Source organism: Umezawaea sp. NPDC059074 (assembly GCF_042738955.1).
Lineage (GTDB): Bacteria > Actinomycetota > Actinomycetes > Mycobacteriales > Pseudonocardiaceae > Umezawaea.
The window spans coordinates 29,375-55,022 of record NZ_JBHYHC010000047.1; the positions used below are offsets into that span (position 1 = coordinate 29,375).

14 protein-coding genes are annotated in these 25,648 nt (G+C 72.4%); 3 read left to right on the forward strand and 11 right to left on the reverse strand.

The genetic code is table 11. The annotated features are described in order from the left end of the window. Positions 1-5: 5 nt before the first annotated feature. Positions 6-1,409: an aminopeptidase P family protein gene (locus tag ACFWW9_RS22100; RefSeq protein WP_390380858.1), complete on the forward strand. Its 1,404-nt coding sequence runs from the start codon at positions 6-8 to the stop codon at positions 1,407-1,409. Between the two features lies 1 nt (position 1,410). Here the strand turns inward: ACFWW9_RS22100 and ACFWW9_RS22105 are convergent, their stop codons facing one another. The 11 genes from ACFWW9_RS22105 to ACFWW9_RS22155 all read right to left on the reverse strand — a co-directional run bounded on the left by ACFWW9_RS22105 (position 1,411) and on the right by ACFWW9_RS22155 (position 22,143). Next, positions 1,411-2,811: a pyridoxal phosphate-dependent decarboxylase family protein gene (locus ACFWW9_RS22105; protein ID WP_390380930.1), complete on the reverse strand. Its 1,401-nt coding sequence runs from the start codon at positions 2,809-2,811 to the stop codon at positions 1,411-1,413. Positions 2,812-2,813: 2 nt separating this feature from the next. Beyond that, a complete protein-coding gene (locus ACFWW9_RS22110) occupies positions 2,814-4,064 on the reverse strand; it encodes an MFS transporter (RefSeq protein WP_390380861.1) in 1,251 nt (416 codons plus the stop codon). A gap of 1,089 nt (positions 4,065-5,153) precedes the next feature. Then, a complete protein-coding gene (locus tag ACFWW9_RS22115) occupies positions 5,154-6,473 on the reverse strand; it encodes a M14 family zinc carboxypeptidase (RefSeq protein WP_390380864.1) in 1,320 nt (439 codons plus the stop codon). A 128-nt stretch (positions 6,474-6,601) separates the two neighbouring features. Continuing rightward, entirely contained in the window at positions 6,602-13,324 is a 6,723-nt protein-coding gene (locus ACFWW9_RS22120) for an amino acid adenylation domain-containing protein (RefSeq protein ID WP_390380867.1), read from the reverse strand. A gap of 8 nt (positions 13,325-13,332) precedes the next feature. Next, entirely contained in the window at positions 13,333-16,470 is a 3,138-nt protein-coding gene (locus ACFWW9_RS22125) for an amino acid adenylation domain-containing protein (protein ID WP_390380870.1), read from the reverse strand. 32 nt (positions 16,471-16,502) lie between these two features. Then, positions 16,503-16,715 carry an MbtH family protein gene (locus ACFWW9_RS22130; protein WP_390380873.1) on the reverse strand — a complete coding sequence of 71 codons (213 nt, stop codon included), beginning with the start codon at positions 16,713-16,715 and terminating at the stop codon, positions 16,503-16,505. Continuing rightward, a complete protein-coding gene (locus ACFWW9_RS22135; protein ID WP_390380876.1) occupies positions 16,715-18,025 on the reverse strand; it encodes an MFS transporter in 1,311 nt (436 codons plus the stop codon). The genes ACFWW9_RS22130 and ACFWW9_RS22135 overlap by 1 nt, the downstream gene beginning before the upstream one ends. After that, positions 18,022-18,201: a hypothetical protein gene (locus ACFWW9_RS22140; RefSeq protein WP_390380879.1), complete on the reverse strand. Its 180-nt coding sequence runs from the start codon at positions 18,199-18,201 to the stop codon at positions 18,022-18,024. Before ACFWW9_RS22140 ends, ACFWW9_RS22135 begins: the two co-directional genes overlap by 4 nt. Continuing rightward, positions 18,198-19,460, reverse strand: a complete 1,263-nt coding sequence (locus ACFWW9_RS22145; RefSeq protein ID WP_390380882.1) for a glutamate synthase-related protein — start codon at positions 19,458-19,460, stop codon at positions 18,198-18,200. Before ACFWW9_RS22145 ends, ACFWW9_RS22140 begins: the two co-directional genes overlap by 4 nt. After that, positions 19,457-21,706, reverse strand: coding sequence for an amino acid--tRNA ligase-related protein (locus ACFWW9_RS22150; protein WP_390380885.1), 2,250 nt, complete (start codon positions 21,704-21,706; stop codon positions 19,457-19,459). Before ACFWW9_RS22150 ends, ACFWW9_RS22145 begins: the two co-directional genes overlap by 4 nt. Further along, complete coding sequence (locus ACFWW9_RS22155; protein WP_390380888.1) at positions 21,703-22,143, reverse strand: cobalamin B12-binding domain-containing protein; 441 nt, start codon at positions 22,141-22,143, stop codon at positions 21,703-21,705. The genes ACFWW9_RS22150 and ACFWW9_RS22155 overlap by 4 nt, the downstream gene beginning before the upstream one ends. 188 nt (positions 22,144-22,331) lie before the next feature. Here ACFWW9_RS22155 and ACFWW9_RS22160 point away from each other — a divergent pair, with 188 nt between their 5' ends. Next, positions 22,332-25,325 carry a type 2 lanthipeptide synthetase LanM family protein gene (locus ACFWW9_RS22160; protein WP_390380891.1) on the forward strand — a complete coding sequence of 998 codons (2,994 nt, stop codon included), beginning with the start codon at positions 22,332-22,334 and terminating at the stop codon, positions 25,323-25,325. A 29-nt stretch (positions 25,326-25,354) separates the two neighbouring features. Next, positions 25,355-25,570, forward strand: a complete 216-nt coding sequence (locus ACFWW9_RS22165; RefSeq protein WP_390380894.1) for a hypothetical protein — start codon at positions 25,355-25,357, stop codon at positions 25,568-25,570. Positions 25,571-25,648 lie beyond the last annotated feature (78 nt).

Below are 25,648 nucleotides of genomic sequence, written 5' to 3' on the forward strand. Positions count from 1 at the left end.
ATCGCATGACCCGACCCGCCCGTCGTGACCCGAGCAGGCTCGTCGACGCCACCGGTTTCCGCGAGAACGTCCGCCACGGCTGGGGTGACGCCGATCGCGTCGTCCGCCTGCCGGAGGGCGCCGCTCGTGCCGCCGCCGACCACCGCGCGCGCCTGTCCGCCGCCCTGCCGGGCAAGAGGATCGCCGTCGCGTCCGGCTGGGCGCCCGTCCGCGCGAACGACTCCGACTACGGCTTCCGCCCGGACAGCGACTTCTCCTGGCTCACGGGCTGCTCCGCCGAGGGAGCCGTCCTCGTCCTGTGCGACGGCGAGGCCGAGCTGTTCCTGCACGAGCCCGCGGGCCCGGACGACCCGGACTTCTTCGCGAACGCCCGCGACGGCGAGCTCTGGATCGGCCCGGTCCCCGGCCTCGCCGAGTGGTCCGACGCCCTGGGCCTGCGCTGCCGTCCGATCGACCAGCTCGCGTCGGCGTTGCGCGGCCGACTGCCCGAGGTGTTCGCGGCGCGCGGCACCGATCCCCTGCTGGACGCCCTGACCAGTGGCGAGAACTCCGCCGAGCTGCGGCGCACGGCGGCCGAGCTGCGCCGGATCAAGGACGACTGGGAGGTCGGCCAGCTCCAGCGGGCGGTCGACGCGACCGTGCTCGGCTTCGCCGAGGTCGCCGCCGAGCTGCCGACGGCCGTCAAGGGCGGCGGCGAGCGCTGGCTGGAGGGCACCTTCGACCGCAGGGCCCGCACCAGCGGCAACGGCCCCGGCTACGCGTCGATCGTGGCGGCGGGCCCGCACGCCCCCGTGCTGCACTGGGTGCGCAACAACGGCGTCGTCCCGCAGGACGCGGTGCTGCTGCTGGACGCGGGCGTGGAGGTCGACACCCTCTACACCGCCGACATCACCCGCACCCTGCCGATCTCCGGCGAGTACAGCGCCGCGCAGCGCCAGGTGTACGACCTCGTGGCCCGCGCCCAGGTCGACGCGCTGGCCGCCGTGCGCCCCGGCAACGACTACCGCGCCTTCCACCACGCGGCGATGCGCGTGCTGGCCGAGGGCTTGGACGACTGGGGCCTGCTGCCCGTGTCGGTCGACGAGGCCCTGTCCACCGACGGCCAGCAGCACCGCCGCTACATCGTGTGCGGCGTCGGCCACTTCCTCGGCCTGGACGTCCACGACTGCGCCAACTCGCGCGCCGAGGCCTACCACGACGGCACGCTCGAGGTCGGCATGGCGCTGGCCGTCGAGCCCGGCCTGTACTTCCACCCGAACGACCTGACCGTGCCCCCGGAGCTGCGCGGCATCGGCGTCCGGATCGAGGACAACGTGGTCGTCCGGGAGAACGACGTGGAGGTCCTGTCCAGCGCCCTGCCCACCGCTCCGGAGGAGCTGGAGCGGTGGGTCCGCGCCCAGCAGCGCTGACTCAGCTGTAGAGGACCCCCAGGAACTCCACCAGCAACCGCTCCCGCAACCGCGGCCGTGCGGCGGCGAGCAGCGCGTTGACCGGGGCCATCCGCTCCGGCAGCACGCTGTCGCCGCCGCCCAGCCCGGCGGCGACCAAGAGCCCGGCGAAGTCCTGCGCCGTCAACGTGTCCGGGTCGAGCCCCGCGATCACCGCCACCACCTCGGCCCCGACCGGCACCGGCCCGGCCTTGACGGCGGCCCGCACCGAGTCGGCCAGGTCCGCCACCAGCGCGGCCTCGCCACCGGCGTTCGCCGCCGTCACGGTGAGGTGCAGGTTCGCGGGCGACCCGCCGTAGGCGAACTGCGGCTGCACGTACCAGTTCCGCGCCCGCATCTCGTCGGCGACGGTGAACACGTCGAACTCGTCGCTGTCGGCCGTGATGGCGATCAACGTCGAGTCCGGCCGCCCCAGCACCCGCAGCCCGTCGATGCCCTCGATCCCTTCGAGGATCAGCCGGACAGCGCCCAACGTCTTCTCGGCCAGCTCCAGGTACCCGGCGTCGCCGAGGTGCCGGGTCACCGCCCAGGCGGCCGCCAGCGGCCCACCGGACCGCGTGGACTGCATGGTGGAGTTCAGCATCGTGTAGCCGGGCCAGTCCGCGCTCGCGAAGTACTGCGGCCGCCGCAGCTCCGCCGACGCGTGCAGCAGGACCGACGTCCCCTTCGGGCAGTACGCGTACTTGTGCAGGTCAACGGAGACGCTCGTGACACCGGGCACGGAGAAGTCGAACGGCGGGACGTCCACGCCGAGCCGCCGGAAGTACGGCAGCACCCACCCGCCGATGCAGGCGTCCACGTGACACCGCACCCCCGCCTTCAACGCGGCGGCGGCGATCTCCACCACCGGGTCGACGACACCGTGCGCGTACGATGGCGCGCTCGCGACCACAAGCACGGTGTCACCGTCGATCGCCGCCGCCATCGCCTCGGCGTCCACGCGGAACGTCTCCGGATCGACCGGCACGGCCACGACCCGCACCCCGAAGTAGTGCGCCGCCTTGTGGAACGCGGCGTGCGCGGTCTCCGGGATCACCATCGACGGCGAGGCCACCTCGGGCCGTGCGTCACGCGCGGCCAACACAGCCAACAGACACGACTCGGTGCCCCCGGACGTCACCGTGCCGACGGTCGCGTCGGTCCCGCCGAGGTTCTTCGCCGCCATCGCCACGACGTCGTTCTCCAGCCGCAGCAAGCTGGGGAACGCCGTCGGGTCGAGCCCGTTGACCGACGACGCCAACGCGTGAGCGCTCGCGGCCAACTCGTCGAGCCCCGGCACCGCGCTGTCGTAGACGTAGGCCAACGTCCGCCCGCCGTGGGTGGGCAGGTCCCCGTCCCGCAACGCCCGCAGTTCGTCCAGCACGCTCACGCGGACTCCTCACGCCTCAGCAACGGCAACGCCGCCAACGCCAACACGGCCGGAATGGCCGTGAACCCGATCAACGCAGCCAACACGGCCCCGGACGACTGCACAACAGCACCGTCCGAGCTGGCTTCGTACCCACCAACAGCGAGCACCAACCCGTACACCCCAGGCCCGATCGCCAACCCCAACGTCTCCCCAGCAGTCCACACCCCGGAGAACAACCCGGCCCGACTCGTCCCACTGGCTTCCTCGGACGCGGTGATCACATCAGGCAACATCGCCAACGGGAACACCTGCATCCCCGCGTACCCCACCCCGACGAACGCCATCAGCCCGAACACCACACCAACGGGCAGCACCCGTGACGCCCCCAGCCCCACCACAGCGGCGGCGAACACCGCCGAGGAAACCAGTAGCCCAACCCGTTTCCCGTACTTCCGCCCCACCCGCTGCCACAACGGCATCACCACCAACGCGGGCCCGACAAACCCGACGAACAGAAACGTCTGATAAGCCGAGTCCCCTAACACCAACCGCGCGAAGTAGTCAACGCCGGCCAACATCGTCCCCAGCCCAACGGCCTGCACCACGAACACGGCCAACAGCAGCCGAAACGGCCGACAGTCCTTCACCACGGCCCACAGCTCACGCGGCGTAGCCGACACAGCGACCCGTTGTGACACGGACGCGCCGGCAGTGCCGAAGTAGGTGGCCAACGTCCCCACCAGGATGAGCACCCCAACAGCGATCCCCATCACGGGATAACTGGTGGCATCCCGGACAGCGGGCGCACCGGCCCCACTCACCAGAATCGCCAGGGCGAGGATGGCCATCCTCCACGCCATCAACCGGGTGCGCTCGTCGTAGTCCGTGGTGATCTCAGCCATCATCGCCACGTACGGCACCTGGAAGAACGCGTAGGCCGTGGCACAGAGCAGAAACACCACGGCCACGTAGACCGCCGACCCACCAGCAAACAGCGCCGCAAAAAGTACAGCCACTGCAATTCCACCGAACAACAGGAAGGGCCGCCGAGCCCCAGCCCGATCACTGATCCGCCCAGCAACAGGATTGAACACCACATCCCACGCCTTGGGCAGCAACACCAGCAACCCGGCAACGGCAGCGGGCACAGCGAGGCTGTCGGTCAGGTACGGAAGCAGCAGAAGACCGGGAACCGTCCCAAAGGCCCCAGTGGTGAACGAGCCCATCGCGTAACCCGCACGCACGCGGGTGGAAACCTGCTGCATAAGCAGGGGATCGTAAGCCAGCGTGACCAAGTGGGACACAGCCCAGCCGGAGGGAGAGGGGAGAAGGCGGAGGCGAGGGGTGAGAGGCGAGAAAGCGGGCGTGAGGGGTGAGGGGTGAGGGGTGAGGGGTGAGGGGTGAGGGGTGAGGGTAGTGGCATCTGGCCGGTGGGCTTGGGCCAGCGGGCTCGAATCGGCGGTCACGGGGTCACGGACTCGGTGGCAAGTACGGAATTGGGCAGAGCTGCGGATGCGGATGCGGATGCGGGATGGCGAGTCCGAGTCAGCGGGTTCGGGGCGGCGGGTTCGGGGCGGCGGGTTCGGGGCGGATGCAGGCTGTGGGCGCGGCGGCCGAGTTTGGCTGCGAGAGTTGGGTGGTCGGACGGACCAAGGGATTCAGGCCGACGGTCCTAGGGCAGCGGATGAGGAGCCAGCAAACGCCAAATGAAGGGCCCAGGGTGATGGCTCGGGCAGCGGATATGAGCAGCGGGCGCGGACAAGTGAGCCAGGGCAGGTGGGCTTCTGGGGGCGGCTCGGACTGGTGGGTCGAGTTGTCGGGCCGGGGTAATGAATTGAGGCGGTGGGCTTGGGGTGATGAGAGTGAGTGGGGTGGGGGTGAGTGGGGTCGGGGTGGTGGGGCGGATTGGTGGGTGCTGCTTACCGGCGGGTGCGGGCCACGGAACGTGGCCGATTTGACATGGGGATTTCGGCCTTAAAATTGGAGATCGGGCAGAGCTTTCGGGCACTGCCTTTTGGCCCGATCAAGGCCGAAATGAGGGGCCCCATGTCAAATCGGCCACAGCACGCTGGAAATCGCAGCCGCCGACCCGACCACGCCGGAACCGGCAGCCGCCGACAGACCAAGCTGACACCGGCAGCCGCCGACAGACCACGCTGGAAATCGCCAGCCACCAACCGACCCCGCTGACACCGGCAACCGCTCGAAGGATCCGCTGGAAGCCGAACTCACCGGAAGCCCCCAACGCACCCGAAGGCCAAGACCGAACCAGCCACAGCAAGCCCACACCCCAACGCAAGAACCACCCAAAGCCAAACGGCCGAGCGCCCCAAAGGAGCGCCCGGCCGAATCGGTCAGCTCTGGTAAGGCGCTGCCGCGGCCTTGGCCGCCACGATGAACGCCCCCTTGTTCTTCGGCCAGAACGTGCTCGTCACACAGGAGTAAGCCGGGAAGAAGCCGCCGCAGGTGCCGCTCGAAGCGCCCACCTCGAACGTCACACTCGCCACGCCGAGGACTCCGTAGGTGAAGTCGTCGGTCGTGCCGGTGGTGTCGTAGCCGACGGTCTCCTCGTTCGTCCCGACCAGATACCCGTTGTAAGCGGCCATCTTCTTGCCGAAGGCGCGCATCTGGGCGTCGTTCGGGGCCTTCGTCGGGCTCCAGCCCCACGGGACGATGATGTCGTTGCCGTAGCTGTGCAGGGTGATCATGGTGCCGCGCGCGGTCACCGGGGCCGGGGCGGTGTCGGAGCTGCCGCGCTGGTCCGGGTAGATCGAGGTGAACAGGTTTTCCAGGGCTTGGGTTTCCGGTTCGGACTTCGCCGACGCGCCCTGGTAGGTCTCGGCGCACGGGGAGTTCGAGTCGCCGCCCCACTTGAACGACGAGTTGCGGTTCAGGTCGATGCCGATGGACGTGCCGCTGCACCCGCGCAGGTTGTTGGCGTTCTTGCGCTGCAACCTCGGGCTGTTGCCGCCCGCGGCGACCAGGTCGACGCCGTCGGGGTTGGCGACCGGCACCACCCACACCTCGGTGGTGTCCAAAATGGACGTCGCGTCGGCGTCCGTGCCGTAGCCGTTCACCAGGTAGTCGATCCACCGGTAGGCCAGTTCACCGGTGGACAGCTCGCGCGCGTGGATCTGCGCGATGATCGAGAACCTCGGCTTCGTCGAGTTGGGCGTGCGGGCGCAGTCACCCGCCTGCTTCTTGGTGATGCAGATGGCCTTGATGTCGTGGCCGGTCGACAGCCCGCGGGTCTTGCGCCACGAGTCGCCGATGTCGTACTGCGTGGTCAGGTCCGGGTGGGCGGCGGCGACGGCGTCCAGGTGGGCTTCCTGTTCGGCGGGGGTCTTGTACCCGCCGTAGAACGTCGCCGCGCTGACGTCGGCCTTCCCGGCGTCCAACGGCTTGTACACCGTGTCGAACCGGGTGGGCGCGTAGCCGGCGCGCCGTAGCCGCTGGGCTTCGGCCGCGTCGCCGACGACGAGCACGGCGTCCGCGTCGCGTTCGGTGACGTCGAAGCCGGCCTCGTCCAACTGGTGCATCTGGGCGGCGGACGTGACCGGCACCCGCCAGACGTAGGGAACGCCGCCGGGAGCGGCCGTGGCCGTCGTGGGGACGACCAGGGCCGCCGCCACCAGCACGGCAGTGAGCAGGGATTTCGATCGCAAGGCAAGCACCTCTCGTGCAGGCCTGACCATGCAGGGGTGATCAGGCGAACACGCTCAGTGTGCCGATCGGGCCGCCCGCCGCCACCCCTCGAACGGCTGATTCCCACAATCAGGGGCGGATATTCCGGCATAAGGCGTCATGTCAGGCGTTCGTTGACCAGTGGTCCCACCACCTCCAGCGCCACCCGATCGGTCATCTCCCCGTGCGAGCAGTCGATCGGGCGCACCTCCAGCGAACCCACGTGCGCCGACCAGTCGCCGGGCACCGGCGACGACGGCCCCTTGTCCGCGGTGGCCGTGAAGAACAGCATCTCCCCGTCGTAGAACCCGGACGTCACGGTGCTCATCAGGTTCACGTTCTGCGCGAACACCGTGACCAGCGCCGACAACGGCACTCCCGGCACCGACGGCTCGTGCCCCAGCGACCGCACCATCGCCGCCAGCGCCTCCGGGTCCGACGCCACCAACGGCGGCACCGCCGCGTCCGCCCGCGTGGGATACCCGTCCAGCACTGCCAGCAACGACACCCGTTCGCCTTCGGCCCGCAGCCGTTCCGCCAGCAGGTGCGCCATCCCGCCGCCGAACGACCACCCGAGCAGCCGGTACGGGCCTTCGGGCTGGACTTCCCGGATCCGCTCCAGGTAGTCCTTCACGATCTCGTCGGCCGACATCGCCAACGCCTCGGGCTCCGTCAGCCCGCGCGACTGCAACCCGTACACCGGGCAGTCCACGTGCCGCAGCAGCCCCGAGTACACCCAGCTGATCCCGGCCGCCGGGTGCACGCAGAACAGCGGCGCCCCAACGCCTCCCGTCCGCAGCGGCAGCAGCACGGCCAGCGGATCGCCTGCCCCGCCGTCCAGCCGCGGCGCCAGTTCCGCCACGGACGGCGACTCGAACAGGTCCCGGATGCTGATCTCCGCGCCCAGCACCGCCCGCACCCGCCCGATCAGCTTCACCGCGAGCAGAGAATGCCCTCCCAGGTCGAAGAACGAGCTGTCGACGTCCACTCCGGACAGTCCGAGCACCTCGCCGAACAACCCCGCCAACGCCTCTTCACGGGGCGTCCGAGCGGCTCGCCCGACGCCGGAACGGTCGACGGCGGGCAGCGCCGCCCGATCCAGCTTCCCGTTGGGCGTCAACGGCAACTCGTCCAGCACAACGCACGCCGACGGCACCAGGTGCTGCGGCAGGACGTCGGCCAGGCGCTTGCGCAGCACCCCGGTGTCCACGGACGTGCCCGCGGGCACCACGTACGCGATCAACTGCTGGCGTTCGGCGACCACCACGGCCGCCGCCCGCGCCACCTCGGAACAGGCCAGGAGAGCCGCCTCCACCTCGCCCAGCTCGACCCGGAACCCGCGCAGCTTCACCTGGTCGTCGGCCCGCCCGAGGTACTCCAACTCCCCCTCGGGCAGCCACCGCACCAGGTCCCCGGTCCGGTACATCCGCTCCCCGAGGCCGAAGGGCGACGCCACGAACCGACCGGCGGTCAACGACGGCCGGTTCAGGTACCCCCGCGCCACCCCGTCCCCGGCCACGTACAGCTCGCCGACCACCCCGACCGGCACCGGCCGGAGGAACCCGTCGAGCACGTACACCCGCGTGTTCCACGTCGGCCGCCCGATCGGCACCGCGCCCGGCCGCAGGGACTCCCCCGGCCGCACCCGGAACTCCGTGCACCCCACGGTCGCCTCCGTGGGCCCGTACTCGTTCACCACGGTCGCGGTCGGGTGCCGTTCCCGCCACTGGTCGACCACCTCGCCGAGCAACTGCTCCCCGCCCACGACGAGGTCCCCGGTCGGCGAGAACCCGTCCGGCAACTCGGCCAGCAACGCCAAGTGGCTCGGCGTCGCCTTCAACAGCCCGCAAGCGAAGTCACCCAAGCCGTCCAACGGCGTCACGCGCACCGTCCCGCCGACGGAGAGCGGCACGTGCACGGCCGTCACGGTCAGGTCGAACGCGATCGGCGAGTGGAACAGCGATTCGCCACGCGCGCTCGGGTAGGCGTCCCCGGCCCACGCCAGGTAGTCCACGACCGACGCGTGCGACACCACGACGCCCTTGGGCTTCCCGGTCGACCCGGACGTGTAGATCACGTACGCCGGGTGCGACGGCAGCAGCGGCCGCACCCGGTCCGCGTCGGTGAGGTCGGTGTCGTCGCCCTGCGGCACCGCCACGGAGTCCAGCACCAGCACGGGTTTCGCGTCCTCCAGCAGGTACGCGATCCGGTCGGCCGGGTAGTCCACCTCGACCGGCACGTACGCCGCACCGGTCTTCAGCACCGCCAGCAGCGCCACGACCAGGTCCGCCGACCGCGGCAGCACCAGCGCCACGACCTCCTCCGGTCCGGCCCCGGCCGCCACCAGCGACCGCGCCAGCCGGTTCGCCCGCGAGTTCAGCTCGGCGTACGTCAGCGAGTCCGGCCCGTCGACCACCGCGATGGCGTCGGGCGTGCGCCGGACCTGCGCCTCGACCACCTCCGGCACCGACAGCGAGGGCACCGGGTGGTCCGTGGCGTTCCAGTCCACCAACACCCTCTGCCGCTCCCCCGGCAGCAGCACGTCCACCGCGCCCACCGGGAGGTCCGGAGCCACCACGACCTGCGCCAGCACCGCCGCCAACCGCGCCACCAGCGACTCGGCCGTCGCGAGGTCGAACAGGTCGGTCCGGTACTGCAAGACGCCGTCGAGCCCGTCCGGCGTCTCGCCGAGGCTGAGGTTCAGGTCGAACTTCCCCGCGCCACCGGCGATCGGCTCGGCGGCCACCTCGACACCGGGGAACTCCAGCGACGCCCCGGCGTTGTTCTGCACCACCAGCATCACCTGGAACAACGGGTGCCGCGCCAGCGACCGCGTCGGGTTCAGCACCTCCACCAGCCGCTCGAACGGCAGGTCGGAGTGCCCGAACGCGGACAGGTCCGTGTCCCGCACCCGTGCCAGCAGCTCGCGGAAGCTCGGGTCGCCGGACACGTCGGTGCGCAGCACCAGCGTGTTCACGAAGAACCCGACCACGTCGTCCAGCGCCTCGTCGGTGCGGCCCGCGACCGGCGTGCCGATCGGCAGGTCGTCGCCCGCGCCCATCCGCGACAGCAGCACGGCCAACCCGGCTTGCAGCACCATGAACAGCGTCGTGCCGGTGGCGCGGGCCAGTTCCACCAGCCCGGACCGCACGGAGTCGTCCCAGTGCACCGGCACCACGCCCGCCTCAGCGCCGGGCACGGCGGGGCGGGGGCGGTCGACCGGCAGCGCGATCTCCTCCGGCAACCCGGCCAGCGCCTCGGTCCAGTACGCCGTCTGGTCGTCCGCGGCGAGCAGGTCCCGTTGCCACAGCGCGTAGTCCACGTACGTGACGGGCGGCGGCGACCACGACGGCGCACCTCCGGAGCGCCGGGCGTCGTAGGCCGTGCCGAGGTCGCCGAGCAGCGGTCCGAGGGACCAGCCGTCGCAGGCGATGTGGTGCAGCACCAGGACGAGCACGTGCTCGTCCGGTGACACGACCAGCACCGACGCCCGGATAGGCAGTTCCGACGCCAGGTCGAACTCGTGCCACGCCGCCGCCGTCACCGCCTCGGCCGAGTACTCCCCCACGTCGAAAGGCACCGAGCCGGACGCCCGGACGTGCTGGTACGGCTCGTCGTCCACGACCGGGAACACCGTCCGCAGCGCCTCGTGCCGCGCCACCACGTCGTCGAGCGCGGCCGCCAGCGCCGGGAGGTCGAGCGCGCCGCGCAGCCGCAGCGCAAACGGCACGTTGTACGCCGACCGCTCGCCGAACTCGGCCAGGAACCACAGCCGTTGCTGGGCGAACGACAGCGGCGGTCGCTCCGGTCGTTCACGGGACGTCAAAGCGGGCCGGGCGTTCGGCCCGTCGAGCCGCAGGGCCAGCCGCGCCGGGGTGGGAGCCTCGAACACGGCCCGGATCGACACCTCGGCGTCGAACGTCGACCGCACCCGGCTCACCAGCCTGGTCGCGAGCAGGGAGTGCCCGCCCAACGCGAAGAAGCTGTCGTCGGCCCCGACCGACGGCAGGCCGAGTACCTCGGCGAACAGCCCGCACAGGATCTCCTCGCGGGCCGTGCGCGGGGCCCGACCGCCCGCCGCGGCGGCGAAGTCCGGTTCGGGCAGCGCGGCCCGGTCCAGCTTCCCGTTGGCCGTCAACGGCAGCGCGTCCAGCACCAGCACGGCGGCGGGCACCAGGTGCGTGGGCAGGACCGCGCCCAGGTGCTCGGCCAGCGCGGGCCCGTCGACCGACGCGACCGCGTAGGCGACGAGCTGCTTCTGCCCGGAGGAGTCCGGTCGCACGACCACGGCCGCCCTCGACACGGCCGGGTGCGCCGCCAGCGCGGCCTCCACCTCGCCGGGCTCCACCCGGAACCCGCGGATCTTGACCTGGTCGTCGGCGCGGCCGACGAACTCCAGGTCGCCTCGGCCGTTCCACCGGGCCAGGTCGCCGGTCCGGTACAGCCGGACCCCGGACCCGAACGGCGACGCCACGAACCGCTCCGCCGTGAGCCGGGCGCGGCCCAGATATCCCTCCGCCAGGCCGAGTCCGCCCACGTAGACCTCGCCGACGACACCGGGCGGCACGAGCCGCAGGGAGTCGTCCAGCACGTGCACGTCGGTGTTGCCCAGCGGCTTGCCGATCGGGACGACGACCGCGTCGGCGGCGGTGATCCGGTGCGTGGTCGCGAACACCATGCTCTCGACCGGCCCGTACCCGTGCACCAGCGCCAGGTCCGGGTGGTCCGCGCGGACGCGGGCGACGTGCGCGACGGATGGCGCGTCCCCACCGGTCACGACCTGCGCGACCCGCCCGAACACCTCCGGGTGCAGGTCGGCCACGACCGCGAACAGCCCGGCGGACAACCACAGCACCGTCACGCCGTGCCGCTCGACCAGCCGGGCGATGTCGGCCGGGTCGGGGCTCTGCCCCAGTGCCAGCACGCAGGTCCCGCCGTGCAGCAGCGCGCCGAACAGCTCCAGCACGGCGGCGTCCCAGGACACCGGCGCGCACTGGAGGAACACCTCGTCCGGTCCGAAGTGGACGTACGACTGGCCGAAGAACGTGCGCACCACCGAGCGGTGCGACCCCATCGCGCCCTTGGGCACGCCGGTCGAGCCGGACGTGTAGAGCACGCAGGCGGTCCCGCGCGGGTCGATGTCGAGCACCGGGTCGTAGGAGGAGTGCGCGGACACGTCCGGGACGGCCGTGAGCACCCGATGCGCGCCCGCCTCCCGCACCACGGCCCGGATCCGCTCGGCCGGGTGCGACGGGTCGAGCGGCAGGTAGCCCGCGCCGGTCTTGAGCACGGCCAGCAGCGCCACCACGAAGTCCGGCCCGCGCTCCACGCACACGCCGACCAGCTCGCCGCGCCGCACGCCGTCGGCGATCAGGTGGTGCGCGACCCGGTTGGCCCGCGCGTTCAGCTCGCCGTAGGTGATCCGCTCGTCGCCGAAGACCAGCGCGACCGCGTCCGGCGTGGTGCGGGCGTGCCCCTCCACCAGCTCGTGGACGCACCAGTCCGGGATGTCGGCGGCGGTGTCGGGCAGCAGCGCCTCGCGCTCGCCGGGCAGCAGCACGTCGAGCGTGCTCAGCGGCGCGTCCGGCGCGGCGGCCACCTGGTCCAGCACGGCGGTGAACCGGCCCGCGAGCCGTTCCGCCGTGGCGGGGTCGAACAGGTCGGTGGCGTACTCGATCAGCCCGGTGACGCCGTTCTCGCGCTCCCGCAGGTTCACCGTCAGGTCGAACCGGGAGGAGTGCGAGCCGACAGACTCCACGGCCACGTCCGCGCCGGGGAAGCTGATGTCGCCGTCGGAGTTGTTCTGGAGCACCAGCATGACCTGGAACAACGGGTGCCGCGCCAGCGAGCGCTCCGGGTTCAGCGCCTCCACCAGCCGCTCGAACGGCACGTCCGCGTTGCCGAACGCGGACAGGTCCAGCTCGCGGACCCGTGCCAGCAGCTCGCGGAAGCTCGGGTCGCCGGACACGTCCGTGCGCAGCACGACCGTGTTGACGAAGAACCCGATCAGCTCGTCGAGCGCCTCGTCCGTGCGGCCCGCGACGGCCGCGCCGAGCGGGATGTCCTCCCCCGCACCGAGTTTCGCCAGCAGCACGGCCACGGCCGCTTGCAGGACCATGAACATCGTCGCGCCGGTCTCGCGGGTCAGCTCGGCCAGCGCGTCGCTCGTGCCCGACGGCACCAGCACCGGCACCAGCCCGCACTCGCCGGTCGACTCCGCGGGGCGCGGCCGGTCGAACGGCAGCGCCAGCTCGTCCGGCAGGTCCGCCAACGACTCCGTCCAGTACGCGAGCTGCCGCGAGATCGCGCTGTCCGGGTCGTCCTCCTCGCCCAGCACGTCGAGCTGCCACAGCGTGTAGTCGGCGTACTGGACCGGCAGCGGCTCCCACTCCGGGGCCCGGCCGTTGCGCCGGGCGTCGTAGGCCTCGGCGATCCCGGCCAGCAGCAGTCCCATCGACCAGCCGTCGCTGGCGATGTGGTGCACCACGACGAGGAACACGTGCTCGTCCGGCGACACCTCGAACAGCCAGGAGCGCAGCGGCAGGTCGACGGCGAGGTCGAACGGCAGCTCGGCCGCCGCCTCCACGACCCCCTCGCCGTACGGCTCGACGAGCAGGTCCGGCGCCGTGTCGAGCACCTGCTGCTCCGGCACCCCGTCGACGTCGGGGAACACCGTGCGGAGCACCTCGTGCCTGGCCGCGACGTCGGCCAGAGCCGTCCGGAGCGCGCCGACGTCGACGGCGCCGCGCAGGCGGAGGGTGAACGGGACGTGGAACGCGGAGCCGGTCTCGAACCGGCTCAGGAACCACAACCGTCGTTGCGCGTGGGACAGCGGGACCATGACTCCTCCTACCTCGCCCTGCGGCGCAGTGCCGGACGGGCCTTGGCCGCGCCGCCGAGTCGTTCGGCGAGCCCGGCGACGGTGGGCGCCTCGAAGATCGCCCGGATGGACAGCTCGACGCCCAGCGCGGTGCGCACTCGGCTGATCAGCCGGGTCGCGAGCAGCGAGTGGCCGCCGAGGTCGAAGAAGCTGTCGTCGATGCCGACCTCGTCCAGCGCCAGCACCTCGCGGTACAGGCCGCACAGGACTTCCTCGTGCGGGGTGCGGGGCTTGCGGCCGGTGACGTTGGCGGAGAAGTCCGGCGCGGGCAGCGCCCGCTTGTCGAGCTTCCCGTTGGGGGTCAACGGCAACGCGTCCAGGACGACGAACGCGGACGGGATCATGTGCTCCGGCAGCAACCCGGTCAGGTGGTCCCGCAGTTCGCCGGAGTCCGCCGTGCCGACGACGTACGCCACGAGCTTCTGGTCGCCGGGCCGGTCCTCGCGGACGAGCACGGCCGCCTGGCCGACGTCGATGTGCCGCATCAGCGCGGACTCGATCTCGCCCGGCTCGACCCGGAACCCGCGCACCTTGACCTGGTCGTCGACCCGGCCGATGTACTCCAGCACGCCCGCCGCGGTCCAGCGGACCAGGTCACCCGTGCGGTACAGGCGCTCGCCGCCGCCGAACGGGGAGGCGACGAACCGCTCGGCCGTGAGACCGGGGCGGCCCACGTACCCCTGCGCCAGGCCGATCCCGCCGACGTACAGCTCGCCGACGACGCCGACCGGGGTGAGGCCGAGCGCGCGGTCGAGCACGTACGCGCGCTTGTTGCCGATGGGCTTGCCGATCGGGATGGAGTGGCTGGCCAGATCGGACTCGACGACGTCGTGCACGGTGGTGAAGCCCATGCTCTCGGCCGGGCCGTAGCCGTTGATCACCCGCAGGCCGGGGAAGTCGCGCAGCGCCTTGGCGACGTGCGCCACCGACGCGGCCTCGCCGCCGGTCATGGCCTGGCGGACGACCTTGAAGACGTCCGGGTACTCGTCGAGCATGAAGTTGAACAGGCTGGCGGACATCTGCAACGCGGTCACGTCGTGCTTGGCCACCAGCGCGGCCATCACCGCGGGCTCGGGGTTCTGGCCCGCCTGGAGCACCGACGTGCCGCCGTAGAGCAGTGGGCCGAACACCTCCAGCGCGAACGCGTCCCACGAGACCGGCGAGCACTGGAGGAACACCTCGTCCGGCCCGAAGCGCAGGTACTCCTGGCCCAGGTAGGTGCCGACCAAGCCGCGGTGCGACGTGGCCACGCCCTTGGGCTTGCCGGTGGAGCCGGAGGTGAACATGACGCAGGCGACGGTGTCCGGGTGGCCGAGGCCCTCCAGGTCGTCCGCGGACTCGCGGCCGATGAGCGAGCCGTCGAGGTCGGTGCGCACGCAGTCGACCGGCGCGCCGTCCAGGCGTTCGGCCAGGCCGCGGCGGGTGATCACGGTCCGCACGCCGGAGTCGGTGAGCACGCCGGTGAGGCGCTCGGCCGGGAACTTGGGGTCGAGCATGGTGTAGCCCGCGCCCGCCTTGAGCACCGCGAGCAGCGCCGCGACCAGCTCCGGGCCGCGGTCGAGGTACACGCCGACGAGGTCGCCGGGCCGCACCCCGCGCCGCACCAGGTGGTGGGCGAGCTGGTTGGCGGCGGCGTTGAGCTCGGAGTACGGGATCTCCGCGCCCTCGTAGACCACGGCGACCGAGTCCGGCGTGCGCAGCGCTTGGTCCTCGAACAGCTCGTGCAGGCAGCGGTCCGCCGGGATCTCGACGTCCGTGCTGTTCCAGGCGACGCCGAGAACGTGGCGCTCCTGGTCGTCCAGCACGTCGATGCCGCCGACCTTCGCGTCCGGGTTCGCCGCGGCCTGGGTGAGCACGCGGACCAGGCGGGTGGCGAGGGCGGCGATCGTGGAGCGGTCGAACAGGTCGGTGGCGTACTCGATCGCGCCGCCGATGCCCGCCGAGGTCTCCTCGAAGCCGAACATCAGGTCGAACTTCGACGAGCCGGTGCGGACGATCTCCGGGCTCACCGCGAGACCGGGGAACTCCAGCGCGGCCTTGCTGTTGTTCTGCAGCACGAGCATGACCTGGAACAGCGGGTGCCTGGCCAGCGAGCGGGCCGGGTTGATGGCCTCCACCAGCCGCTCGAACGGGATCTCCTGGTGGGCGTAGGCCGCCAGGTCCGTCTCGCGGACCCGTGCCAGCAGGTCGGAGAACGTCGGGTTGCCCGACACGTCCGTGCGCAGCACCACCGTGTTGACGAAGAACCCGACCAGGTCGTCGAGCGCCTCGTCGGTGCGGCCCGCGACGACCGAGCCGACCGGCACGTCGTCGCCCGCGCCGAGCCTGGTGAGCAGCGCGGCCACACCGGCCTGGAGCACCATGAACAGGGTCGTGTTCGACGTGCGGGCCAGGTCCGCCAGCTTGGCGTGCAGCTCGGCGTCGATGCGGAACCCGTAGACCTCGCCCCGGTTGCTGGTGGCGGACGGCCGCGGCCGGTCCACCGGCAGCGCCAGCTCGCCGGGGATCCCCTCCAGCGCCCCGGTCCAGTACTTCAGCTGCGCGGCCAGCAGGCTCTCCGGGTCGTTCGCGTCGCCCAGGAGCTCCTGCTGCCACAGCGTGTAGTCCGCGTACTCGACGGGCAGCGGCTCCCACACCGGGCGGTCGTCGGCGCAGCGCGACTGGTAGGCGATGCCGAGGTCGCGCAGGAACGGGCCCATGGACCAACCGTCGCTGGCGATGTGGTGCACGACCACCAGGAGCACGTGCTCGTCGGCGTTGACACCGAACAGCCACGCCCGGATCGGCAGGTCGGCGGCGAGGTCGAAGTGGTGGCCGGTGTACTCGGTCAACGCGTCGGCCAGGCCGGACTCCGGGATCTCCAGCACGGTCAGCTCCGGCGTGGCCTCACCGGGTTCCAGGATCCGCTGGTACGGCTCGTCGTCGGCGACCGGGAACACCGTGCGCAGCGCCTCGTGCCGGGCGACCACGTCGGCCAGCGCGACCCGCAGCGCGTCGCGGTTGAGCGCGCCCCGCAACCGGACCGCGAACGGCACGTTGTAGGCGACGCCCTCCCCGAGCTGACCGAGGAACCACAACCGGCGCTGGGCGAAAGACAGGGGGATCACAGCAACTCCTCAGGACAGGCGGGGGGATCAGGTCAGTTGGTCATGGCCGCGACGAGGCTCGCGGGCCGCAGGTCGGTCCAGTGCGCCTCGACGTAGTCCAGGCAGCCCTGCCGGGTGTCCTCGCCGTGCGCGGTCGTCCAGCCGGACGGGACCGCGATGGCGGCGGGCCACAGCGAGTGCTGGCGCTCGTCGTTGACCAGGACCAGGTAGACGCCGTCTTCCTGCTCGAACGGGTTGCCGCTCATCACTGCACCTCTTCTTTCGACACGACGGGGGGTTCGGTGGGGAGGACGCGCTGCGAGCGGAACGGGCCCAGCAGGCGCAGGAGCTTGCCCAGGGTGGTGGCGATCAGCAGGGCCCACATGGCCTCGCGGATGCCGATCGCGTCGGCCAGGACGCCGCCGAGCAGCGCGCCGATCGGGATGACGCCGAAGGCGACGAAGCGGGAGCTGGTGAAGATCCGACCGAGCAGGTGGGGCGGGCAGTAGGACTGGCGGAAGCCGTTGACGACCACGTTCATCACGACGATGCCGATGGACGGGATCATCAGGCCCGCCACGAAGAACGCCAGCCCGTAACCGGGTTGGGTCAACGGGATGAGCAGGCCGAACGGGGTCGCGCCGAGCGCCGCGATCAGCAGCGCGCGGCCGGTGCCGAACCGCTTCACGATCCGGGTGGCGATCAGCGCGCCGAGCACGCCGCCGAGGGCGTCCGCGCCGATCAGCAGGCCGACCGTGCCGGGGCCCTCGCCGACCTCGCGGAACAGGAAGATCACCAGCAACGCCTGCGCGCCGGATAGCGTCAGGTTGTCGACCGCGCTGCACAGGGCGAGCACCCGCAGGTACGGGTCGCGCACGACGTACCGCAGCCCTTCGCCGATGTCCTTGCGCAGGGTGGTCTTGACGGCCTTCTGCTCGACCGGCGGCTCCTGGGCCCGGATGGACCGCAGGCAGATCGCCGACACCAGGAACCCGATGGCCTGGGTCAGCAGGCCCGTGGCCGCGCCGAGCGCCTGCACGACGAGCCCGCCGAGGCCGGGACCCGCGACCATCGCGACCTGCTCGCTGCCCGCGAGCTTCGCGTTGCCCTCGGCCAGGTCGTCCTTGTCCACGATGGTGGGCAGGTACGCCTGGTAGGCGGCGCTGAAGAACACCTGCCCGACCCCGGCGAGCAGGGTCACCACGAGCAGCTGGGTCATGGTGAGCGCGCCGAGCCAGGCGGCGATCGGCACGCTGAGGAACAGCAGCATCGACACCAGGTCGACGGTCACCATCACCGGCCGCCGCCGCATCCGGTCCGTCCACGCTCCCGCGGGCAGGCCGATCAGCAGCCACGGCACCCACGACATCGCCCGCAGCAGCCCCATCTCGAAGCCGCCCGCGCCGAGCACGTCCACGGCGACCAGCGAGATCGCCACCGCCGTGACCGTGCCGCCGACCTTGCTGATCGTCTCGCCCGCCCACAGCAGCCGGAAGTCCCGGTGCCACAGCAGGCCGCCCCGGCGCTTCACCGGCGGGGGCTCGGTGGCGACGGGCGTGGACTCGGTGGTCGTCACGGCTGGACCTCCTCGTGGGGCAGCAGGACGAGGTCCGCCGTCGAACGCGACTTCCGCGGCGGTCGGGCGGTGCCGACCACCGGCGTGGGCGAGGCGGCGCTGACCCGGCCGAGCAGCAGGAACGGCTCGACCTCGGCCCACACCTCGCGGCCCCGCCCGAACTGGATGGTGCTCACGACCGCACCTCCTGCTCCGGCAGGAGGATCTGCTCGGGCGACGGCCGCGACCACACGTCCTCCGCGCCCAGCGCCCACGGCGCGTACTTGCCGACCGAGCTGATCAGCAGCCGCAGTTCCAGCGCGAGGCACTCGGCCAGCCGCACCAGCCCCACCTCGGGGTCCTCGTCGACGGCGATCAGCGCGGCCCGGCCCAGGCCGACGGCGCGCGCGCCGAGCGCGATGGACTTGGCCGCCCGGCCGCCCTCCCACATGCGGCCGGTGACCAGCAGGCAGCCCTCGGGCTCGCCGATCCGGCGCAGGCACTCGACCAGCGGCAGGCCGACGTGGTCCAGGAACCCCGACGGGGCCCAGCCGGTGCCGCCCTCGGCGCCGTCCACGGTGACCGCGTCCGCGCCCGCCCGCCACGCGACCCGCACGGCCGCGCCGACATCCCGCGCGGGCGGCAGCTTCACCCACACCTTCGCGCGCGGGAAGTTGTTGCGCATGAACCGGATCTGCTGGTGCAGGATCTCCTCGGTGAACGTGCCGGGGCTGCTGGAGCGCAGCACCCTGTCGCCGAACAGCGGGTCGATCGCGAACGCGTCCGCGATCCGCGCCGCCTTGTCGGCGTCCAGCACGGTCATGCCGCCGAGGCCGGGTTTGGCCCCCTGCCCCACCTTCAGCTCGAACGCGAGCCGCCCGCTGTCCAGCAGCGGCTGCGCGGACAGGTCGCTGTAGACGAGGTTCCACACCTCGGCGTCGGCGTCCTCGGTGCTCTGCTGCACGACGACGCCGCCCCAGCCGTCCGGCGCGGTGTCGGCGTAGGCGCGGATCCGCTCCAGCAGCGACTTGTCCGCCGAGCCGAGCCTGCCGAACCCGTTGACGGGCACGATGTTCTCGCCGATCACCATGGGGATGCCGAGCGCGCCCGCCTGCCTGCTCGCGGCCCGCCCGAGGTCGGTGCTGGCGACCTGCGTGGACCCGAAGGCCGACAGGTAGACCGGCATCGTGGACCGGAAGCCGCCGACGACCGTGGTCAGGTCGACGTCGCCGTAGAGCGGCTCCCTGGCCAGGTCGATCAGCTTCTCCAGCCGCCGCGGCATGAACACCGGCGGCACCAGCCGCATCGCGTCCAGCTCGTCGACCACGACGCCGGGCGTGGCGCCGAACAGCTCCCGGCCGTACTGGGCGACCGGCGGGAACGCGCACGCGGCGCCGTCCCGAGCCCGAGCGCGGACCGCGTCCTCGGGGAACCCCTGTGCCGTCAGCCCGCTCACGCCGACACCACGCCGGGGATCTTGGGGTAGGCGCTGGCCTGCCACACCGAGTCGAGTCCGGCGAGGTAGCGCACGAAGCGCTGGATCCCGATGCCGAAACCGGCGCTGGACGGGATGCCCTCGCGGACCATCTGGAGGTACCAGCCGTACTTGGCCGGGTTCTCCCCCGACTCGCGCATCCGGGCGACGATGCGGGCGTACTCGTACTCCCGCTCGCTGCCGGAGCACAGCTCGCCGTAGCCCTCGGGGGCGATCAGGTCGAAGTTCTGCAGGATTCCCGGCTGGGCCGGGTCCTCGCGGTCGTAGAACCCGCGCGAGCCCTTGGGGTAGTCGGTGATGAAGAAGGGACGGCTGGACTTGTGCGACAGGATCGCCTCGCCCTCCCAGTCGATCTCGGCGTCCGCGCTCTGGTGGTGGCCGAGGCCGCGCAGGTCCGCGACGGCCGCGCCGTGCGTGACCCGGCCGAACGCGCCCGCCAGCAGGTCGGCGAAGGCGTCCTTGTCGCGGCCCAGCTCCTCCAGCTCGCCGGGCATCGTCGTGACGACCCGGTCGACCATGACCCGGACCAGGTCCTCCACGACCTGGACGGCGTCGTCGCGCTTGGCGCCCGCGATCTCCACGTCGAGCTGGTGGAACTCGGCCAGGTGCCGCGCGGTGGACGCGGTCTCCGGCGGCTCCAGCCGCACGTTCGGCGCGATGTAGAACAGCTTCTCGAACCCGAGCAGCGACGCCTGCTTGTAGAGGATCGCGCTGGTCATCAACTTGTAGCGGTGGCCGTAGTAGTCGACGTCCACCTGCTTGGAACCGCGGCCGCCGGGGTCGGTGACCGGGCCGATGATCGCGGGCAGCAGCTCGATGAACCCGTTGTCCCGCAGGTATTCGCGGGCGGCGGCGAGCGCGGTGTTCTGGATCCGCATCACGGTGCGCGTCACCGGCGAGGCCAGGTGCACCTGGGGGGAGGGTGGTGGGGTCATCTGCGCGGTCCTCTCCAGCTGGGGGGAATCGAAGGTCCGCTCCACGTGGGTCAGAGCGGTCAGCAAGGTCGCCGAGGTCATGCCCTCGGCGCGGGGCGGGGTCACGAGGTGGCCGATCGGCAGCGCGCCGATCCGGCTCCACGCCAGCCGCCCGGCCCCGTCGACGTGGCCGCGGGTGCGACCGGCGTTGTCGGGGTGCAGGCAGTACGGGACGTCCAGGTAGCCGCGCTCGAACGCGCGCACGAAGCCGCGGCCGAGGTCGGGGTGCAGGTCGAGGACCGCGTCGACGATCGCGCGGGCCTCCAGGTAGACGGCGCTGTCGGCGTCGCCCTCCGGCGCCGTCCCGGCCCGCTCCGCCTCGCGGGCGGCGTGCTCCAGCGCGGCCACGTTCTCCGCGATGGTGGGGATCCGGGCGGACTCGGCCACGGTCTTGACGATCAGCCGGGCCCCGCCGGTGCGGGCCGCCAGCCGGGCCGCGCCGCCGAGCAGGCTCAACGCCCCGCGCGGGGTGCGCGGGTAGACGCCCATGTAGGCGTAGACCACGACGTGCCACTGCACGCCGTCCAGGAACTCGTGGCCCAGCCTGCGCAGGGCCCGCATGGCGTCCTCGTCCTGCGCGGTGTCGGTCTGCTGCGCGTAGCTCAGCGAGACGCTGCGCAGCCCGTGCCGCCGGAAGAAGATCCCCTCCAGCACGGAGATCGCCACGAGCAGGCTGGGCGGGCACAGCTGGCCCATCATGCAGCCGCCGAACGTCTCCAGGTGCGCGTCCGGCACCGCCGCCAGCAGCTCGCACGCCCGCGACCAGTTGTCGACCGAGTCGCGCAGCGGCAGCCTGCTGTAGGGCAGGCAGTAGGACACCGGCCCGCCCTCGGTGGCGGTGAACCCGGCCGCGACCAGCGCGGCCACGATCGGTTCCGGGTGGGCCGAGCCGTGCCGGACCTGGACCGGGAAACCCCGGCCGCGCAGGCCTTCCACGACGGCGGCGGTCGTCGCGGGCTCGTGGGCGACGATCGGGTAGCCGTTGAGCGCCACCCCCTCGTCGAGCGCCCGCCTGGCCTCGCCGTTCGCGCCGACGCGGGTGTAGCTGTCGAGCGTGATCGTGCCGACCGTGGTGGCGTCGGCGAGCTTGGTGGCGATCAGCCCGGACCGCATCTGGCCCGGATCGCTGAACCCCATCCTCGGCTGCACGACCAGCCGCCCCGCCGCGTGCGCCTGGGCGACGAAGTCGCCGAACGCCACGGCCGTGGACGTGTCGCGCACACCCCTGGTCACGCGGTCACCGCGGCCAGGGAACCGAGCGCGCCGAGGTACTCGCGGAACGGGTCGACACCGGCGCTGTCGTCGAACACGGCGTCGAAACCGGCCCGCAGCAGGTCGTCGGTGTGCCGCGCGTTGTCGACGCCGCCGATGCCGAGCTTGCCGCCGATCACGACCGGCAGCCCCACGAGGTCCGGTCGCGACCGCAGCTCGCCGATCACGCGGGCGCCGTCGTGGTGGCCGTGGCCGTTGACGCTACTGATGACCACCAGGTCGGGCCGGTGCAGCCTGCAGGACTCGACCAGCAGGTCGTCCGGGACGCAGGCGCCGATGTTCACCACGCGGTGCCCCAGCTCCTCCAGCAGCAACTGGAGGAAGACGAGGTTCCACGTGTGGGAATCGGAGGCGACGCTGCTGACCAGGACGGTGAACTTCTTCTTCTCGAGCTCCATCGTCGGCCTTTGTGAGTGACGGGTAGAAGCGGGACCGAGTCTCACCGCGCCACACCGCCGCAGGCATGGGTGCGGCACCCCCACATTCCCCGCTGACCTGGGACGGGACCGACCGCCGGGGGCGCGACGGGAATCTGGGGGCGTTGCCCCCATGTCGAGCGGGGGGTGGGGGTGACACCGTCTACCCCGTGACCCCGACACCCGCCGCGCAGCAGCCCACCGCCTGGTGGGCGGGTGGCCTCCGCCTCGCGGAACGGCCGCCCGCCCCGACCGGGCGGACGAGCGCGCGGCTGGCGAAGTGGCGGGCCTCGCACGACACCGCCGAGTGGTTCGCGCGGCGTCTGGCGGACGTCGGTCTCGACGAGGACGGGCTCGCCGCGCTGCTCGCCGAGCCCGCACCGGAGCTGGCCGCCCGCACCGGGCGGCCGGAGTGGGCCGCGTTCGTGGAACGCGCCACCACGAGCGCGGCTCGCACCACCTTCACCGGCGGCACGTGGTCGGCGGCGTTCGCCCACGTGCTCCGGCCGCTGGCGCTCGCGGCGACCACGGACCCGCGGCTGGGCCGCGCGTTCACCGACCACCTGGCGAACGCCCTGGTTCGGATCGCCGCCCGCACGCTGGTGCTGGAGCTGAACCTGGCCCGGCAGGCGGGCGACCTGGTCGGCGCGACCCCGGCGGACCGGTTCCGGCACTTCGTGAACCACGTCGACCTGGCGGGCCTGCTGCGCCGCTACCCGGTGCTCGCGCGGATGCTGGGCCAGACGTGCCTGAACGCCGCGGCGGCGCGGGTCGAGATGCTCGACCGGTTCGCCGCCGACCGCGACCGGATCGTGGCCGACCTGCTGGACGGCGTCGACCCCGGCGCGATCATCGCGGTGGAGTCCGGCGGCGGCGACTCGCACGGCGGCGGCCGGGCGGTGTGCGCGCTGCGGTTCGCCGACGGGTCGCGGCTGGTCTACAAGCCCCGCACGATCGACCTGCACGTGCGCTTCAACGAGATGCTCGGGTGGCTGGACGGCCACACCCGCCTCGGCCTGCGGCAGGTGCGGGTCGTGCGCGGCGAGGACTACGGCTGGGTCGAGTTCGTCGAGCACGAGGAGTGCTCCGAGGTCAGCGGGATCGGCCGGTTCTACCACCGGCTCGGCGCGCTGCTGGCCCTCGTCTACGCCGTGGACGGCACGGACATGCACTACGAGAACCTGATCGCGTGCGGCGACCAGCCGGTGCTGATCGACGTCGAGACCCTGTTCCACCCGACGCTGCTCACGGCCGCGCCGAGCACCGACCCGGCGGCGAACGCGCTGGCCGACTCCGTGACCCGCACCGCGCTGCTGCCGCAGATGCTGCTGGGCGACCACGGCGTGTTCGACCTGTCCGGCCTGGGCGGCGACCACGACGGCGCGAACTACCCGGCCGAGGTCGTCGACTGGCAGGACCCGGCCACCGACACCATGCGGCTGGTCCGCCGCGCCAAGCCCAGCACCGGCGCGCACAACCGCCCGCGGCTGGGCGGCGTGGAGGCCGAGCCGGGCGACTACCAGACCGCGCTGCTGGCGGGGTTCCGCGTCGGCCACGACACGATCTGCGCGCACCGCGCCGAGCTGCTGGACCTGCTGGGCCGCTGCGCCGACGTGCCGGTGCGGTTCGTCGCCCGCGCCACCCGCTCCTACGCGACCGCGCTGGACGAGACGACGCACCCGGACGTGGCGCGCGACGCGCTGGACCGGGACCTGGCGCTGGACCTGCTGTGGACCGAGGCCCGCGAGGACCCGCTGCTGCGCGCGCTGGTCCCCCACGAGCTGGCCGACCTGTGGGCCGGGGACGTGCCGCTGTTCACCGTCCGGCCGGGCAGCCGCGACGTCTGGACGTCGACCGGCGCCCGCCTCCCCGACCTGCTGCCGATCACCGGCCTGGACGCCGCTCGGCGCAAGGTCGAGCGGATGGACGAGGTCGACCGGCACGACCAGCAGTGGCTGATCGCCGCGTCGCTGGCGGGCCGGACCGGCGCCGCCGTGCACCGCAGCTCCGACGTGGTGCCGGGGCGGGTCGCGGCGGGCGTGCCGGACCCGCAGCGGCTGCTGGTCGCGGCCTGCGGCATCGCGGACGAGATCCTGGCGCACGCCACCGTGGAGGGGAACCGGGTCAACTGGCTCGGCCTGGAACTGGTGGACGACAAGCACTGGACCGTCCTGCCGATGGGCGCGGGCATGTCCAACGGCTACACCGGTGTCGCGCTGTTCCTCGCGCAGCTCGGGGCGCTGACCGGCGCCGAGAGGTACACCGAGTTCGCCCGCGACGCCCTGCGGCCGATCCCCCACCTGCTCGACGCGATGGCCGCCGACCCGGCACTCGCGCCCGCCGTCGGCAGCGGCGGCTTCCACGGCCTCGGCGGCATCAGCTACGCGCTGGCCCGGCTGTCCACGATCCTGGCCGACGACCCCGACCTGCCCCGCTGGCTGGACAAGTCCGTGGACCTGGCCGCCGACCTGGAGGACGAGTCGTCGTCCGTGGTCGAGGGCGCCGCGGGCGGGCTGGCCGCGATGGTGGCCGTGCACGCCGAGACCGGACTGCCCCAGGCGGGCAAGCTCGCGTCCCGGTTCGCCGACCGGCTGGCCGAGCGGGCCGCCGTGGGCGACGGGTTCGCCCGCGGCGCCGCCGGGGTCGGCTGGGCGCTGCTGCGCTTCGCCGCCGCGAGCGGCGAGGTCCGGCACGCGGTGTCCGGACGGGCCGCGCTGCGCGCCGACCGGAGCCTGCGGCAGCGGCTGCTGCCCGTCGGCGAGGCCGACCACGGCTGGTGCTCCGGCCTGTCCGGCGCGGTCCTCGCCCACGTCGCCCACCCCGAACAGCCGCTGGACGCGTACACGCTGCACCTCGACCGGTGCCTCAACGCGCTCGCGGTGCACGAACCCCTGCGCGACCTCAGCCTGTGCCACGGCGAGCTCGGTGTCGTGGAGGCGCTGACGGTCCTCGCGGAACGCGGCCACGACCGGGCCGCCGCCGCGCGGACCCGGCGGGCCGGTCTCGTGCTCGGCGCGCTCGAGCAGTACGGAGCGCGCTGCGGAACTCCCGGCGGAGTCCCTTCCGCCGGTTTGCTCACCGGGCTGTCCGGTATCGGCTACGGACTGCTCCGGCTCGGCTTCGCGGACCAGGTGCCCTCGGTGCTCCTGCTCCAATCCCGGTAGAACACGAACCCCTCAAGGAGAGAATTCCGATGAACAACGCCATGAACATCGACGTCCCGGCGCTCGACACCGACGAGTTCGACGCCGAGACCAACCCCGCCGGGGAGATGGCGCTGTCCAGCATGACGAAGGTCGGCCTGCGCACCAGGGTGCTCGGCGGGTTCGCGCTGACGGCGGGCCTCGCGGTCGTCGCGTTCGGCGCCACCACGCTCACCACGGTCAGCGCCCCCGGCAACCCGGCCTGACCCCCTCGACGACCGGACTGCCCGCCCCCTGGGGGTGCGGGCAGTCCGGTGCCGCGCATACGGCATTCCAATAGCGGA